This is a genomic window from Sphingomonas sp. BAUL-RG-20F-R05-02, assembly GCF_022662305.1.
In the GTDB taxonomy this organism is placed as follows: domain Bacteria; phylum Pseudomonadota; class Alphaproteobacteria; order Sphingomonadales; family Sphingomonadaceae; genus Sphingomonas.
On the sequence record NZ_JAKNQH010000001.1, the window covers coordinates 648,364 to 661,137 of the forward strand.

A 12,774-nucleotide genomic window follows, 5' to 3' on the forward strand; every position below is an offset into this window, starting at 1 on the left:
GTGGGCGTTTAGCCCGTCCCGTTCCGTATCAAGACCAAGGAAATACGTATGAGTGAAGAAGTCGAATGGTGGGACTATGAGGACGCCGAGGAGATGGCAGCCGCGGTCGCCGGCGACATCGCCTTCATCATCGAAAGTGCGATCGACGCGCGCGGCGCCGCCGTCATCGCGCTCGCGGGCGGCAAGACGCCGATGCCGATCTACGAAAAGCTCGCCGCCAGCAAGATCGACTGGAAGCGCGTGACGATCGTGCCCGGCGACGACCGCATCGTGCCGCTGGGCGATCCGCTGTCGAACGTCACCGCGATCGGCAAGATCTTCATTCCCAAGGGCGCGCGCGTCATCCCGCTCATCAGCGAGGCCGCGAAGGACTATAAGGCGGCCGGCAAGGCGGCGGATGCGCGGCTTGGCGATCTGCACTGGCCGCTCGACCTGTGCCTGCTCGGCGTTGGCGGCGACGGGCATACCGCCTCGATCTTCCCCGGCCCTGACTATGAGGAAGCGGTGAGCGGCCCCAAGGAACGCCGCGCGCTCGGCGTGATGCCCGATCCGTTGCCGCCCGAAGCACCGGTACCGCGCGTAACGCTCAGCCTCGCCGCGATCACCACCGCACGCGCGCTGATGCTGGCGGTAACCGGCGACGCCAAGCGCAAGGTGATCGAGACCGCGATCAAGCAAGGCCCGGCCTCGAAATACCCGATCGGCCGTGTGCTGGCGGATGCCGAATTGCCGGCCGACATTCATTGGGCGCCGTGACAGTCCTGTAAATCGTTGCACATACGACTACCCCCTTGTTTCGCGCTGCAACAACGCGCGCTATGAGGGGGTGCGCCTCGCCGCGCCCGACCCCCGAGGGAACCAGATCATGACGCTTCACTCCGAGATCGCGGCCGTCACCGACCGGATCTTCAGCCGCTCGAAGCCGACTCGCGGCGCGTATCTCGCGCTGATCGAGCGGGAGCGCGACCAGCATGTCGCCCGCCCAGCGCTGAGCTGCGCCAACCTCGCGCACGGCTATGCCGGCACCGAGGAAGACCGCGACACGATGCGGGCGGCGAAGGCGATGAACATCGGCATCGTCACCTCGTACAACGACATGCTGTCCGCGCATGCGACCTACTATCGCTACCCCGAACAGATGAAGGTCTGGGCGCGTGAGGCGGGTGCGACCGCACAGGTTGCAGGCGGCGTTCCCGCGATGTGCGATGGCGTGACGCAGGGCTATGCGGGCATGGAGCTGTCACTGTTCAGCCGCGACACCATCGCGCTGTCGACCGCGATCGCGCTCAGCCACGGGCTCTTCGAGGGTGCCGCTTTGCTCGGTATCTGCGACAAGATCGTGCCGGGGCTGCTGATCGGCGCCTTGCGGTTCGGCCATCTCCCGATGATCCTGATCCCGGGCGGCCCGATGGCGACCGGCATCCCCAACAAGCAGAAGGCGGCGGTGCGCGAGGCGTTCGCGGAAGGGAAAGTCGGCCGCGAGGACCTGCTAGACGCCGAAATCGCGGCGTATCATTCCAAGGGCACCTGCACCTTCTATGGCACCGCCAATTCCAACCAGATGATGATGGAGATGATGGGCCTCCACATTCCCGGCGCGGCGTTCGCCAATCCGGGCACCAAGCTGCGCCAGGAACTGACCCGCGCCGCCGTGCACCGGTTGACCGAGATCGGCTGGGACGGCAACGATTACCGCCCGATCGGGCATTGCGTGGATGAGAAGGCAATCGTCAACGCCGCGATCGGCCTGCTCGCCACCGGCGGATCGACCAATCACATGATCCACTTGCCGGCGATGGCGGCATCGGCGGGTATCGTCATCGACTGGGAGGATTTCGATCGTCTGTCGCGTGTCGTACCACTGGTGGCCCGCGTCTATCCCAACGGGTCGGCGGACGTGAACGGGTTCGAGGATGCCGGCGGCATGCCGTTCGTGATCCGCGAGCTTGCCGACGCGGGGTTGCTTCACCGCGACCTGCTGACGATCGGCACCGGTGATATGACCGAATACGGCAAACGCCCGGTGGTGGACGGCGACGGCCTCGTCTGGGAAGATCCCGGCTCGAGCGGCGACGATACGATCCTGCGCCCTGCCGCGACGCCCTTCTCCGACGAAGGCGGCTTCCGCATCCTGACCGGCAATCTCGGCCGCGCCTGCATCAAGGTTTCGGCGGTCGATCGCGACCGCTGGACGATCGAAGCACCGTGTCGCATCTTCCAGACACAGGCCGAGGTGCTCGCCGCGTTTCAGGCCGGCGAACTCGACCGCGACGTCGTGGTGGTGGTGCGCTTCCAGGGGCCACGCGCCAACGGCATGCCCGAACTGCACAAGCTCACCCCCGCGCTCGGGGTACTACAGAATCGCGGCTTCCGCGTCGCGCTGGTCACGGATGGGCGCATGTCGGGCGCGAGCGGCAAGGTGCCCGCCGCGATCCACTGCTCGCCCGAGGCACTCGGCCACGGCCCGCTTGCGAGGCTGCGCGACGGCGACGTGGTGCGGCTGTCGGCGGAGAGCAACGATCTGGTCGCGCTGGTCGATGCGGCGGAATGGGACGCGCGCGAACCCGTCGCGGGGCCACCACCCGCACAAGGGATGGGCCGCGAGTTGTTCGGCATGTTCCGTAATCTTGCAAACGAGGCGGAAAAGGGCGCATCCGCAATGCTGGCGGAGATGGCATAATGGAAGTCGTCGCAGTCGACCTCGGCGGCACGCACGCCCGCTTCGCCATCGCAGAGGTGGAGGGCGGCCGCGTCACCTCACTCGGTGAGCCGGTTACGCTCAAGACCGCCGAACATGCCTCGCTGCAGACTGCGTGGCAGGCGTTCGGCAAGACGCTCGATCACCCGATGCCACGCGCGGCGGCGATCGCAGTCGCCTCCCCGGTCGATGGCGACATCATCAAGCTTACAAACAATCCGTGGATCATCCGTCGCGCGTTGGTGAAGGAACGACTCGAAGTCGATCAGTTCGTGCTGGTCAACGATTTCGGTGCGATCGGCCACACCGTCGCGCAGGTGCCACCCGAGATGTTCGAGCATATCACCGGCCCCGACGTGCCGCTGCCCGATCACGGCATCATCTCGATCGTCGGCCCCGGCACCGGCCTTGGCGTAGCGCAATTGCTGCGGGAAAAGCGCGGCTATCACGTGCTGGAGACCGAGGGCGGGCATAGCGATTTCCCGCCGCTCGACAGCTTCGAGGATGCGCTGCTCCAGCGGCTGCGTAAGGCGCACAATCGCGTCTCGTCGGAGCGCGTCGTGTCTGGCCCGGGCATCGTCGCGATCTACGAAATGCTCGCCGAGATCGACGGGCGAGCGGTACCGCGACTTGACGACAAGGCGATCTGGCAATTGGCGCTGGAGAGCAACGACAGCCTAGCGCTCGCCGCCCTCGACCGGTTTTGCCTTGCACTCGGCGCGACGGCGGGCGACCGCGCGATCTGTCAGGGTGCCAAGGGCGTGGTCATCGCCGGTGGCCTTGGCTTGCGGATCAAGGATCACATCGTCCGCTCCGGGTTTGCCGAGCGGTTCGCCGCCAAGGGGCGGTTCCGCACAATGATGCAGGCGATCCCGGTCAAACTCATCACCCATCCCCAGCCCGGCCTGTTCGGCGCCGCGGCCGCTTTTGCGCAGGAGCATCATCAATGAGCTATACCGTCCGCGACCTGATGCTGATCGCGCCCGTCATTCCGGTGATCGTGATCGACGACGCCTCCACCGCGCAGGCCACTGCGCAGGCGCTGGTCGCAGGAGGTATCCGCGTGCTGGAGGTGACGATGCGCACCCCTGCCGCACTCGACGCGATGCGTGAGATGAAGAAGGTGCCCGGCGCGATCGTCGGCGCCGGCACCGTCATCAACCCCGACCAGTTCGCGCAAGCGGTGGACGCGGGCGCGGAGTTTATCGTCTCGCCCGGCCTGACCGAGCGGCTGGCGCGACCGATCATCGACAGCGGCTTGCCGTTCCTGCCTGGAACGGCCAATGCGGCGGACATCATGCTCGGTCTCGACATGGGCCTGACGCACTTCAAATTCTTCCCGGCGATGGCAGCGGGTGGCCTGCCCGCGTTGAAGGCGTTGGCAGCGCCGTTTAATCAGTGCAGCTTCTGCCCGACCGGCGGCATCACCGAAGCGACCGCACCCGAGTGGCTCGCGTTCGATCCGGTGCTGTGCGTTGGCGGCAGCTGGGTGCTCGGCGGCACGCCGGCCGAAATCGAGGCGAAGGCACGCGCGGCGATGGCGCTTCGCGGCTGAAGGTCCCATGTTGGTAAAGGTATGAAACGCATGATGCGAGCCCTGATCCTGTCGACTCTGCCGTTCATCCTGAGCGGAACAGCCGTCGCGCAGACGCAGAGCCAGCCCGATGTGCCGAGCGGCAAGGGCCTGCTTGGCGGGCTGGGCGGCTTGGGAAATCTCGGCAGCGGATTGAGCGGCCTGACCAGCGGCCTCAACCTCAACGCGGTCGGCAAAAGCAATGCCGTCGGCTTGCTGAGTTACTGCGTTAAGAACAAGCTGCTCCGCCAGCAGCAGAACGTCGCGGGCGGTCTGATAGGCAAGCTGACAGGACAGGAACCCGCGGTCGAGTCCACACGCGGTTTTCTTGATGATCAAAAAGGGCTGTTGCAGCAGAGGGGCGGCAACAGATTATCGCTTGATGCGCTGCCCTCCGGCATCAAGTCGAAGGCATGCGACCTGGTGCTGAGCAAGGCGCAGTCCTTCCTGTAAGGTGCAGGATAGCGCGCGGTCCTAGATCCCGTGTGCCTTCCGAAACGCGCGCCACTTCACGACATTGGCGTTATGCCGTTCAAGCGTATCGGCGAAGACATGCCCACCTGAGCCGTCCGCCACGAAGTAGAGCGCTTTGGATCGCGCTGGATGAAGCACCGCGTCGATGCTCGCCCGGCCAGGATTAGCGATCGGTCCGCTCGGCAGACCGAACATCGCATAGGTGTTGTAGGCGTTGACCTCGTGGATCCACGGCGGCGGAATACGCCGCCCGAGCGGACGCCCGAATGTGTGCGGGTAGATGATCGTCGGGTCGGCCTGAAGCATCATGCCGCGCTTGAGCCGGTTGGAATAGACCGCCGCCACCATCGCGCGCTCGCTTGGTTTTCCGGTCTCTTTCTCGACGATCGAGGCGAGGGTCAATGCTTCGCGCGGGGTCTTCACCACCAGCCCCGGCGCACGCTTCGCCCATGCACTGGCGAGGTAGCGGTCCATCGCCTTCTGCATACGCGCGACGATGCCCATGCGGGTATCGCCGCGGTCGTAACTGTAGCTGTCGGGCAGCACGGTGCCTTCAACCGGCACGACGACGTTGCCCTTCAGCTCTGTCGCCTTCATCAGCACGTCGCGCACCATCACCGACGGCAAGCCTTCCGGCACGGTGATGAAGCGTTGCAGCGTCTTGCCGCCCTGCAACACCTTCAGGATGTCGGCCTGGCTCAGGTGCGCAGGGAAGCGATATTCGCCCGCCTTGATCGGCGCGCCCGACCCGAGCACCTTGGCAAGCACGCGGAATCGGCTCGCCGAAGTGATGACGCCCGCCTTCTGCAACTGCTCGGACGCCGCCGCCAACGTGCTGCCCTGCGCCACGGAGACGGTGACGTTGTGGGTGAGCGGCCCGCGACCGCTCCACACATGCAGCACGTCGAAGAACCCGACGATGCACGTCAGGACGATCAGCAGCGTTAGACACCCGAGCTTGCGCACTTGGCGTTACATCGCCCGCATGATGAGCGAGGCGTTGGTGCCGCCGAAGCCGAAAGAATTGTTCAGCACCGCCTTCACCTTACGCTCCTTGGCCTTGTGCGGCACCAGGTCGACGCCGACGCAATTCTCGCTCGGATTGTCGAGGTTGAGCGTCGGCGGCACGATCTGGTCGCGCATCGCGAGGATGCAGAAAATGCTTTCCACCGCGCCCGCGCCGCCGAGCAGATGCCCGATCGCCGACTTGGTCGACGACATCGAGGTCGTATCCATCGCGCTGCCGAACAGCCGCCGCACCGCGCCCAGTTCCAACTCGTCGCCGAGCGGCGTCGACGTGCCGTGCGCGTTGATGTAATCGATATCCTCAAGCGCGAGGCCGGATTTGCGCACCGCCATCTGCATCGAGCGGAACGCGCCCGAGCCTTCCGGGTGTGGTGCGGTGACGTGGTAGGCATCGCCCGACAGGCCATAGCCGATCACCTCGGCATAGATTTTCGCGCCGCGCGCCTTGGCGTGCTCATACTCTTCCAGCACGACGACGCCTGCGCCCTCGCCCATCACGAAGCCGTCGCGGTCGCGATCGTAAGGGCGGCTGCCTTTGGTGGGATCGTCGCGGAAGCCGGTCGAGAGCGCGCGTGCCTGCGCGAAGCCGGCAATGCCGATCGGGCAGATCGCACCTTCGGCACCACCGGCCAGCATCACGTCGGCGTCGTCCATCGCGATCATACGCGCGGCATCGCCGATCGAATGCGCGCCGGTCGAGCAGGCGGTGACGACCGCGTGATTCGGCCCCATCAGCCCGTATTTGATCGAGACCTGACCCGAGATCAGGTTGATGAGCCGCCCGTGCACGAAGTGCGGCGAAACCCGCTTCGGTCCCTTGGCGGCGAGCACCAGCGATTCGCTCTCTATACCCGGCAGGCCGCCGATGCCCGCGCCGATCGAGCAGCCGGCGCGATAGCGCTGCTCCTCGGTCATATCGAGCAGCCCGGCATCCTCGATCGCCTGACCGGCGGCGTCGATGCCGTAGATGATGAACGGATCGACCTGGCGCTGTACCTTGTGATCGACGCGCTTGTTGGGATCGAACCCGTATTCGTGGTCCGGCGCCTTCACCTCGCACGCATAGTTCATCTGGAAGTCGGTCGCGTCGAAGCGCGTGATCGTCGCCGCGCCGGATTTGGCGGCGATGAGGTTGCGCCAGGCGGTTTCGACGTCGGCGCCAAGCGGCGTGACAAGCCCCAATCCGGTTACGACGACACGGCGCATGGCCTTCTCCGTTCTTCTTGCTCTTGATCTGTACTTCAAAACGAAACGGCCCCCCGCCCCGGTTGAGAACCCTGGGACGGGGAGCCGAATCTATCTCTAGCGGGGCCCTGTGCGGGCCGGGCATCGCACGACCGGCGACGCCCGCTCGATCAGCCCTTGTGCTCGTCGATGAAGGTGATCGCATCCTTCACGGTCGCGATCTTCTCGGCGGCGTCGTCCGGAATCTCGACTTCAAACTCTTCTTCGAAGGCCATCACCAGCTCGACGATGTCGAGGCTGTCGGCGCCCAGATCATCGATGAAGCTCGCATCCTCGGTCACCTTGTCGGCTTCGACGCCGAGATGCTCGACGACGATCTTCTTCACGCGATCGGCGGTCTCGCTCATGTTCATGTCCCTCTTCATGAGTGGTCTAAATTACCGTTTTGCACGTAGAGCGCGGTTTCGGCCCGCGCAAGGGGTTGTGATCGCGTTCAGATCATCGCCATCCCGCCGTTGACGTGCAGCGTCTGACCGGTGACGTACCCGGCCTCCTTGCTGGCCAGATACACGACGGCCGCGCCGATGTCGCTACCCTCGCCCATCCGGCCGGCCGGGATCTTGCCGTTAAGCGCTTCCTTTTGCGTGTCCGGCAGCACATCCGTCATCGCGGTGCGGATGAACCCCGGTGCGACGCAGTTCACCGTCACGTTGCGCGCCGCCAATTCCTGCCCCAGCGCCTTGGACATGCCGACCAACCCCGCCTTCGACGCCGCATAATTCGCTTGGCCTGCATTCCCAGTGGTGCCGACCACCGACGTGATCGAGACGATGCGGCCGTACCGCGCCTTCATCATCGGTTTGGCAGCGGCCCGCATCAGCCGGAACGCCGCCTCCAGGTTCACGCGGATCACCTGATCCCACTCGTCATCCTTCATGCGTAGGATGAGGTTGTCGCGCGTCACGCCGGCATTGTTGACGAGGATGTCGAGCTTGCCAAGCGCCGCCACCGCCTGCGGCACCAGCGCGTCGACCTGCGCCGCATCCGACAGATCGCACGGCAGCGTGAGATGATCTGCCCCGAGCGTATCGCGAAACGCGTTCAGCTTGTCGGCGTTTGATCCCGAGACCGCCAGCCTTGCCCCGCGCTCGGCGAGCGCCTGCGCGATCGCCGAGCCGATCCCGCCACTCGCGCCCGTCACCAGCGCCGTCATGCCTGTAAGGTCGAACATTGATTGCTCCTTGAAATGTGTTGGCGCGGACGAGACGATCACAGCGCCTTCAGCAGCGCCTCGATGTCGTCCATCGACACGATGCTCACCGTCGCGGCATCGGGCGCGATGCGCTTGACCATGCCGGTCAGCACCTTCGCACCAAACTCGACGAATTGCCCGACGCCCGCATCCTGCATCGCCAGCACCGACTCGCGCCAGCGCACCATGCCGGTCACCTGCTCGACGAGCAGACGGCGGATCGTGTCGGGATCGCCCACCGCCGCTGCCGTCACGTTCGCGAACACCGGCACCAGCGGCGCTTCGATCCTGGCGTCGGCCAGCGCCTTCTCCATCGCATCGGCGGCGGGCTGCATCAGCGGGCAGTGGAATGGCGCGGATACGGGCAGCAGCACCGCCTTTTTCGCGCCATGCTCCTTGGCGATGGCGATCACGCGGTCGATCGCGCCTTTCGCGCCCGAAAGAACCACCTGCGATGGATCGTTGTCGTTGGCGACGGTGCACACCTCGCCCTCGCTCGCCGCTTCGGCGATAGCGCGCGCCTTGTCGAGGTCCGCGCCGAGCAGGGCAGCCATCGCGCCCTCGCCGACCGGCACCGCCGCCTGCATGGCAAGGCCGCGCAGCTTCAGCAGCCGCGCCGTGGTAGCCACATCAAGCGCTCCCGCCGCACACAACGCCGTATATTCACCGAGCGAATGGCCGGCGACATATTCCACCTTGTCAGCGAGCCGCACGTTGCCCTCCCGCTCCAGCACGCGGAGCGTCGCGATCGCGTTCGCCATGATCGCGGCCTGCGAATTCTCGGTCAGCAGCAGTTCCTCGGCCGGTCCCTCGGTCATCAGCCGATAGAGATGCTGGCCGAGCGCGTCATCGACCTCCTGGAACACTTCACGTGCGACTAGGCTGGCATCGGCCAGCGCCTTGCCCATGCCGACCGCCTGGCTGCCTTGCCCCGGGAAAATGAATGCGCGCATCGTTCGTCCTTCCGATCAGGCGCGTCGGACTAGAAAGATGAACGGACGAACGCAAGCTGCGACACTTTGTGACGGTTTTGTTAGATTGCTGGGACGGGTCTGCGACAAACGCTCCCTAGATTGTTCTGGACGCCGGGAGACAAGGCGCCGTTGAAAAACAGGAGCTGACACATGAAAAAGTTCATTCTCGCCGCGCTGGCAACCTCGATCCTCGCCAGCCCGCTCGCGATCGCGCCCGCCGAGGCGCAGATGCATGAGCGGCGGACCACCACCGTCCGCGAAGGGCCGCATGGCCGCACGGTCGTGACCAACCGCACCGTGGTCAACAACCGCAATCAGTATCGCCGCTGGAACAAGGGCCAGCGCTTCGACCGTCGCTATGCGCAGAACTACCGCGAGATTGGCGACTGGCGCGCCTATCGCGGCCGCCGCCTCTATGCGCCGCCGCGCGGTTACCACTGGGTGCGCTCGGGGAATGACGCGGTGCTGGTCGCGCTGTCGGGCGGGCTGATCGCATCGGTGCTGTCGGGCGCGTTCAACTAAACATTGCCTTTGCGATGCAATTCGCTAAGGGACGAACCACCGGGGTGGGAGGCGCACGCTTTCCGCCCCGGCTGCTATTGAAGACGGTAGCTGTTGAAGACGACAGCCGGAGGGGCGTTCGCATGGTGCGGGCGTCAGCGATCGGCCAAGACGAAGGACGAGACATGGCTCTTTACGAGCACGTGTTCCTTGCGCGCCAGGATCTGGCACAGGCGCAGGTGGATGCACTGGCGGAAACCGCCACCAAGATCATCGAAGACAACAACGGCCGGGTCGTGAAGACCGAGAGCTGGGGCCTGCGCAGCCTCGCGTACAAGATCGCGAAGAACCGCAAGGCGCATTACGTGATGCTCGAGATCGACGCCCCGGGCTCGGTCGTGGTCGAGCTGGAGCGCCAGACCCAGATCAACGAAGACGTCATCCGCTATATGACCGTCAAGGTCGACGAGCTCGAGCAGGGCCCGACCGTGATGATGCGCAAGAGCGAGCGCGACCGTGAGCGTCGTGGCGACCGTGAGGGTGGCCGTGGCGACCGTCCCGATCGTGGTGACCGCGGTGATCGTCCCGAGCGCGCAGAGCGCCCGCGTCGCGATTTCGACGGCGAATAAGGAGTTATAGACAATGGCACGCCCATTTTTCCGCCGCCGCAAGAGCTGCCCGTTCTCCGCAAAAGACGCTCCCCGGATTGATTACAAAGACGTCCGGCTGCTCCAGGGCTTCGTGTCCGAGCGTGGCAAGATCGTCCCCTCGCGCATCACTTCGGTGAGCGCGAAGAAGCAGCGCGAACTCGCCCAGGCGATCAAGCGCGCCCGTCATCTGGGCCTGCTGCCCTACATCGTTAAGTAAGGAGCGACCCACATGGATGTGATCCTGCTGGAACGAGTCGAGAAGCTCGGCAACATCGGCGACGTGGTGAAGGTTAAGGACGGTTTCGCCCGTAACTTCCTGCTGCCGAACAAGAAGGCGCTTCGTTCGAACGAAGCCAACCGCAAGGTGTTCGAGAAGAACCGTGAGCGCATCGTCGCTGACAACGCCGCACGTCGCGGCGAGGCGGAGACCGAGGCGAAGACGATCGACGGCATCACCGTCACGCTGATCCGTCAGGCGTCGAACACCGGCCAGCTCTACGGTTCGGTTGCGGTTCGCGATCTGATCGACGCGCTGGAGGCCGAGGGCCACAAGGTCTCGAAGTCGGCGATCGTGCTAAACAAGCCGATCAAGGCGATCGGCCTGTACGAGGTCAAGGTCTCGCTGCACCCGGAAGTCTCGGTGACGATCAAGGTCAACGTCGCACGCTCGCCCGAAGAGGCCGAGATGCAGGCGCAGGGCGTCGACGTCATGGCGGCGATGTTCGAGAAGGACGAAGCCGGCTTCGTCGAGGCATACGACCCCAACGCCGAGCCAGGCGCGACCGCTGAGGTCTCGTCTGACGAGCCGGAGCGGGCTGAGGGCTGATCGCCTTCGCCCTGCTGGGTTCCACGAAAAAGGGCCGTCCGGAGTGATCCGGGCGGCCCTTTTCTTTTCTGATCCGGTTAGGCGCCGGGTTGAGCCGTGCGCAGGTCAGGCTTGGCTCAGTGTGTCACCACACAAGCGCTTACGGTGAACGCGAGCGGGATGAGCGCGAGCAGTACGGGGCCGATCTTGTTCATGACGACAACTTTCAAAACGATGAACGTGTTGACGTCACAATGCCCACGCTACCGGAAAGGTTGCGCCTAGATGAACGCGACACTGTTCCCAAGTTGAAATGTTGCGTTGCTTAGCGGCTTACCACAACACGCCGTCCTTGTCGGGCGTGAGCGGCTTGGGCGCGTCATCCCCGATTGCCTGCAGAAGATCGATTTCGATCGTGCGGCACATCGCTGAAAGCGGCACATCGTGCAGCGTGTTGGCAAAAGGATCGACCAGATCGTCACCGATAGCGAGAATGGCGAGAAACATCAGCCCCGCTATCGTAGATCCAAGCGGCGTCGCAAAGCCGAGCGTGTCGACCAGCCCAATCGGTAACAGAATGCACAGCATGTGCGTGAAAACCATCGGGAAGAAGCGATACTGGTTCGGCAACGGTGTGTTCTTCAGCCGCTCCATCCCACCTTGCGCGTTGGCGATGTCGACGAGAATCTGCTCCATCGCGGTCTGCTGGATCGTGTCGAGCAGCCCGTCACGACGCGCCTGGTCGATCCGACGCCCGGTGCCGTCGACGATCCCATTGGCGACGTTGGTACGGTGAAGTGCCGGGGTTGCTTCGCCTTCCGAAAGGAAGCGCAGCACGTCGCCGTCAGGAGTTTGCCTGCGCAACTGGCACCGTAGCGCATTCACATAAGCGATTTGCCGAAGCACGATCGTCCGTTTGAGATCGGTGGCCTCATCCGGCAGGAAGTTACGCGCCTGCCGTGCCAGACTGCGACTGGCATTGATCATCGCACCCCAAAGGCCGCGCCCTTCCCACCAGCGCTGATAGGCCGAATTGCTGCGAAACCCCAGCACGAGCGCCAGCGCCGAACCGAACAAGGTCAACGGCAGCGACGGCGCAGTGAAGGGCAGCCAGTAGTAGGTGACGGTAACGGTCACGTCCCACACGAACAGCACCGCGAGCGGCTTCCAGATTTCGCGGATCACCTGCTTGGCACCCGGAACGGCAGTGACGATCATAGAACCTCAGATATGGTGCAGGCGAGCGGCCTTATCATGGCTTGGCGGAAACGGCCCCGACGTTCTTCGCCGATGTGTCTTGCGCAGCACTCGCCATCGCGACCGCGGTGCCGGAGGCAGGTCGCAACACAAACCAGTGCGGATGTTCGATCGCCACGAGATACGCGAGGATCGTCAAACCGAAAGCAAGGAACATCCAGGATCCGCGCCAGGTTTCGAGAACGGCATGGCGGTCACGTTGATCGGATGGGGGCATGTTGCGTCTCCGGCACGAGGTGGAGAAAGCAAAATAGACATCTGCAAACCGGCGCGCGTAAACCGCCGGTGACGAAATATTGCTGCGTCGCAGCACAGCGCTCTACCGAGACAAGACACAGATAAGGCGCGCAAGCACGGAGCCTGCGCGCCTTGCCAAACT

At 64.5% G+C, this 12,774-nt stretch carries 16 protein-coding genes; 9 read left to right on the forward strand and 7 right to left on the reverse strand.

Annotated features, from left to right (window positions below):
- Positions 1 to 48 precede the first annotated feature (48 nt).
- The 5 genes from pgl to L8F97_RS03085 all read left to right on the forward strand — a co-directional run bounded on the left by pgl (position 49) and on the right by L8F97_RS03085 (position 4,724).
- Positions 49 to 756 (forward strand): 6-phosphogluconolactonase, encoded by a 708-nt coding sequence (pgl, locus tag L8F97_RS03065; RefSeq protein ID WP_242146512.1) that lies wholly within the window; start codon positions 49 to 51, stop codon positions 754 to 756.
- Between the two features lie 109 nt (positions 757 to 865).
- Positions 866 to 2,680, forward strand: coding sequence for a phosphogluconate dehydratase (edd, locus tag L8F97_RS03070; RefSeq protein WP_242146513.1), 1,815 nt, complete (start codon positions 866 to 868; stop codon positions 2,678 to 2,680).
- A complete protein-coding gene (gene glk / locus L8F97_RS03075; RefSeq protein WP_242146514.1) occupies positions 2,680 to 3,648 on the forward strand; it encodes a glucokinase in 969 nt (322 codons plus the stop codon). Before edd ends, glk begins: the two co-directional genes overlap by 1 nt.
- Complete coding sequence (eda, locus tag L8F97_RS03080) at positions 3,645 to 4,253, forward strand: bifunctional 4-hydroxy-2-oxoglutarate aldolase/2-dehydro-3-deoxy-phosphogluconate aldolase (RefSeq protein ID WP_242146515.1); 609 nt, start codon at positions 3,645 to 3,647, stop codon at positions 4,251 to 4,253. Before glk ends, eda begins: the two co-directional genes overlap by 4 nt.
- A gap of 30 nt (positions 4,254 to 4,283) precedes the next feature.
- Positions 4,284 to 4,724 carry a DUF2501 domain-containing protein gene (locus tag L8F97_RS03085; RefSeq protein WP_242146516.1) on the forward strand — a complete coding sequence of 147 codons (441 nt, stop codon included), beginning with the start codon at positions 4,284 to 4,286 and terminating at the stop codon, positions 4,722 to 4,724.
- A 21-nt stretch (positions 4,725 to 4,745) separates the two neighbouring features.
- On the opposite strand, the gene mltG is transcribed toward L8F97_RS03085, so the two are convergent.
- The 5 genes from mltG to fabD form a co-directional block, all read right to left on the reverse strand.
- The gene (gene mltG / locus L8F97_RS03090) at positions 4,746 to 5,711 is read right to left on the reverse strand and encodes an endolytic transglycosylase MltG (RefSeq protein WP_242146517.1); all 966 of its coding nucleotides are present in this window, start codon (positions 5,709 to 5,711) and stop codon (positions 4,746 to 4,748) included.
- Positions 5,712 to 5,717: 6 nt separating this feature from the next.
- The gene (fabF, locus tag L8F97_RS03095; protein WP_242146518.1) at positions 5,718 to 6,977 is read right to left on the reverse strand and encodes a beta-ketoacyl-ACP synthase II; all 1,260 of its coding nucleotides are present in this window, start codon (positions 6,975 to 6,977) and stop codon (positions 5,718 to 5,720) included.
- Between the two features lie 149 nt (positions 6,978 to 7,126).
- On the reverse strand, positions 7,127 to 7,363 hold the full coding sequence (locus L8F97_RS03100; protein WP_069207325.1) for an acyl carrier protein: 237 nt from the start codon (positions 7,361 to 7,363) through the stop codon (positions 7,127 to 7,129).
- Between the two features lie 86 nt (positions 7,364 to 7,449).
- Positions 7,450 to 8,187 carry a 3-oxoacyl-[acyl-carrier-protein] reductase gene (fabG, locus tag L8F97_RS03105; RefSeq protein WP_242146519.1) on the reverse strand — a complete coding sequence of 246 codons (738 nt, stop codon included), beginning with the start codon at positions 8,185 to 8,187 and terminating at the stop codon, positions 7,450 to 7,452.
- 38 nt (positions 8,188 to 8,225) lie between these two features.
- Positions 8,226 to 9,161, reverse strand: coding sequence for an ACP S-malonyltransferase (gene fabD / locus L8F97_RS03110; RefSeq protein WP_242146520.1), 936 nt, complete (start codon positions 9,159 to 9,161; stop codon positions 8,226 to 8,228).
- A gap of 171 nt (positions 9,162 to 9,332) precedes the next feature.
- Here fabD and L8F97_RS03115 point away from each other — a divergent pair, with 171 nt between their 5' ends.
- From L8F97_RS03115 to rplI, 4 genes are all read left to right on the forward strand, one after another.
- The gene (locus L8F97_RS03115) at positions 9,333 to 9,704 is read left to right on the forward strand and encodes an RcnB family protein (RefSeq protein ID WP_242146521.1); all 372 of its coding nucleotides are present in this window, start codon (positions 9,333 to 9,335) and stop codon (positions 9,702 to 9,704) included.
- A gap of 164 nt (positions 9,705 to 9,868) precedes the next feature.
- Positions 9,869 to 10,312 (forward strand): 30S ribosomal protein S6, encoded by a 444-nt coding sequence (gene rpsF / locus L8F97_RS03120; RefSeq protein WP_242147133.1) that lies wholly within the window; start codon positions 9,869 to 9,871, stop codon positions 10,310 to 10,312.
- A 13-nt stretch (positions 10,313 to 10,325) separates the two neighbouring features.
- Positions 10,326 to 10,550 (forward strand): 30S ribosomal protein S18, encoded by a 225-nt coding sequence (gene rpsR, locus L8F97_RS03125; RefSeq protein WP_010543816.1) that lies wholly within the window; start codon positions 10,326 to 10,328, stop codon positions 10,548 to 10,550.
- Between the two features lie 12 nt (positions 10,551 to 10,562).
- The gene (rplI, locus tag L8F97_RS03130; RefSeq protein ID WP_242146522.1) at positions 10,563 to 11,159 is read left to right on the forward strand and encodes a 50S ribosomal protein L9; all 597 of its coding nucleotides are present in this window, start codon (positions 10,563 to 10,565) and stop codon (positions 11,157 to 11,159) included.
- Positions 11,160 to 11,471: 312 nt separating this feature from the next.
- Here rplI and L8F97_RS03135 read toward each other — a convergent pair whose 3' ends face one another.
- Both L8F97_RS03135 and L8F97_RS03140 read right to left on the reverse strand, forming a co-directional pair.
- On the reverse strand, positions 11,472 to 12,356 hold the full coding sequence (locus L8F97_RS03135; protein WP_242146523.1) for a bestrophin family protein: 885 nt from the start codon (positions 12,354 to 12,356) through the stop codon (positions 11,472 to 11,474).
- Between the two features lie 34 nt (positions 12,357 to 12,390).
- Positions 12,391 to 12,708, reverse strand: a complete 318-nt coding sequence (locus tag L8F97_RS03140; RefSeq protein WP_242146524.1) for a hypothetical protein — start codon at positions 12,706 to 12,708, stop codon at positions 12,391 to 12,393.
- Positions 12,709 to 12,774 lie beyond the last annotated feature (66 nt).